At 56.8% G+C, this 2,789-nt stretch carries 2 protein-coding genes; both read right to left on the reverse strand.

Annotated elements, in window-relative coordinates; all coding sequences use genetic code 11:
- Nucleotides 1–500: 500 nt before the first annotated feature.
- The gene (gene ligA / locus PAT3040_RS18650; protein WP_108993910.1) at nucleotides 501–2,495 is read right to left on the reverse strand and encodes an NAD-dependent DNA ligase LigA; all 1,995 of its coding nucleotides are present in this window, start codon (nucleotides 2,493–2,495) and stop codon (nucleotides 501–503) included.
- A 70-nt stretch (nucleotides 2,496–2,565) separates the two neighbouring features.
- Nucleotides 2,566–2,789: hypothetical protein (locus PAT3040_RS18655; RefSeq protein WP_146200462.1), on the reverse strand; the 224-nt coding region annotated here is incomplete at its 5' end.

Raw genomic sequence — 2,789 nt, forward strand, 5'->3', positions numbered from 1 at the left:
GCACGCCGCCAGCGTTCGTCCTGAGCCAGGATCAAACTCTCCATTAAGGTGTTTGACTTGCTCAATTCGTTACTAGCTTGTATTGCTATTGTTTGGATTTGACGTGATCCATTTGTTCAGTTTTCAAAGAACTTGTTTACCGTCAGGCGTTTGCCGTGACAAGTACACATCTTATCAGCTTCTGTTTCCTGTGTCAAGCATTATTTTCACATTTTATTGTGATGCGTTTGTTTGAACACCCTGTCCTCAGAAGCGACAAGTAGTAATATACCACGTGCAAATTGGAATTACAACTTGTATTTTCTTACACAAAGAAAAAAACGACCCGCATCCGCTGCGGATCGTTCCTGTTTCCGCCCCCCAAAGGAAAGGTCGGTCTATTCTTCCATAAATACCGGACTCAGCGACAACTCGTTTTTTTCAGCTTCTTGAGTTCAAGAAGCGTTGTTAACGCCTACGCATGGTGAAGCGGTCTTTTCGAGTACCATGCAGCACTTTCCCTATTCGTCACCCAGCAAACGCAGCAGCTCCGCCTCATCATCAATGACGGTTACGCCAAGGTCGCGCGCCTTGGTCAGCTTGCTGCCCGCACTGTCACCCGCAACAACGAAATCCGTTTTCTTTGAGACGCTGCCGGATATCTTCGCACCACAGGCCTCCAGCCTCCGCGCCGCTTCATCCCTCGTCATCGTAGGCAAGGTGCCGGTCAGCACGACCGTCTTGCCGTTGAACACGCTATCGGCGCGAACGGCAGGTGGCTGCTCCGCCTCGGCCTTAACGCCATATGCACGCAATCTGGCGATGCTCTCCGCATAGATCGGATTGTCGAAGAAGCCGACGATGCTCTCCGCCACGATGCCGCCGATGTCAGGCAGCCCTACCAGTTCCTCTGCCGTCGCGGCCATAATAGCGTCCAGGCTGCGGTAATGGTCAGCGAGCATTTTGGTCGTGGCTTTCCCCGTATTGGGAATGCCAAGCGCGAACAGGAACGCCGCCAAGTCGCGGCTCTTCGACTTCTCCAGCGCCTCCAGCAGCTTGAGCGCCTTCTTCTCTCCGAACCGCTCCAGCTTGATGAGATCGTCGAATCCAAGCGCATACAGATCTGCCGGATCGCGCACCTCGCAATCCGCGTACAGCTGCTCCGCCGTCATGATGCTGAACGACTCGATATCCATGGCGTCGCGCGACGCGAAATGCGTAATGCGGCCGATAATCTGCGGACGGCAGCCCAGGTTGTTGTTGCAGAACAGATGCGCGCCGCGCTGCTCCAGCTCCGTCCCGCAGGACGGACAAACGATCGGGAACACGATTTCCCCGCCGGGCTCATCGTCCGCTTTGCCCAGAATCTCCGGAATGACGTCGTTGGAGCGGCGAATGGATACAAGCGTGCCCAAGGCGTTTTTCAAATTTTTGCGTTCGATATCGCCGATATTGTTGAGCGTACAGTTCTGCACCGTCACGCCTGCCAGCTCGACGGCTTCGACCCGGGCAACCGGCGTGATTTTGCCAGTACGGCCTACTTCCCAGGACACCGATTCGAGAATCGTCGTCGTCTCTTCCGCTTCGAACTTGAACGCAACCGCCCAGCGCGGGAACTTGTCCGTATAACCCAGCGCCTCTCGCGTCCGCATATCCGTCAGCTTTACGACCGCTCCGTCGATCAGGAAATCGAACGTGAGTCGTCTCTCTGCGATGGCTGCCAGCTCGGCCTGCACCTCTTCGATCGTGCTGACGTACTTCACGTACGGATTCACCTTAAAACGATTGGCAATAAGGAATTGCTGCAGCTCCAGATGATCCTTAAAGGACACGCCCTCCGCGTAGCCGATATTATAGATAAAAGCGTCCAGCTTCCGCTCCGCCGTCACCGCGGGATTAAGGTTGCGAAGTGCCCCGGCTGCGGCGTTGCGCGCATTTTTGAGCGGCTCGGCCGCGGTTTCGTTATATTTGGCAAGCACGGACAGTCCCATGATCCCCTCGCCCTGCACCTCCAGGATGCCTTCCTTGAACGGAATGTGAAGCGGAATGGAACGGATCGTCCGTACCTGCGGCAGAATGCCCTCGCCTACCGTGCCGTTGCCTCGCGTAGATGCCTGCACCAAGCTACCGTTCTCGTAGGTCAGGTTCAGCGTCAAGCCGTCGAACTTCAGCTCGATGACATAACTTGGCTGCGGCAACGGCTCGACATCCGGATTTTTTGCGTTATAGTCCGCTACGGCCTTCTGCACGCGAGCATGCCAGGAAAGCAGATCTTCGTTGTCCTGCGCCTTGTCAAGACTCCATAAGCGGGCACGGTGGCGGTGCGGATCAAAACCCTTGAGCAGTTCGCCGCCCACGCGAAGCGTCGGCGACTCGGGCAGCACGAAACTTTCCGCCGCCTCCAGCGCAACCAGCTCATCGTACAGCTTGTCGTAATCCGCGTCATTAATGACGGGATTGTCCAACGTATAATATTGATAATTATGCTCTGCAATGAGCGCGACAAGCTCTTGCATCCGTGCCGAACCAACGTTCACGAGCCGAACCTCCTCCAAATTGGCGAACTTAGCTTTCTTGTAGCCCGGGCTATACCTTCTTGATCGGCGCGAAACCCGCAAGCAGCCGCTTGATGCCGACCGGCGCCGGGAACGCGACTTGCAGCTCCATATCGTTGCCCGTCCCTTTGACGGCGACGATGGTGCCCTCGCCCCACTTGCCGTGGGCGACGCGGTCGCCGGCCGCGAAGTCTCCGCCGCCGCCTGAGGTGGCGGAGCTTGCAGCGGCAGAGGCGCTGCCGGCCGCCGCCGCGG

The sequence above is a fragment of the Paenibacillus agaridevorans genome (assembly GCF_003112455.1).
Taxonomy (GTDB): Bacteria; Bacillota; Bacilli; order Paenibacillales; family Paenibacillaceae; genus Pristimantibacillus; species Pristimantibacillus agaridevorans.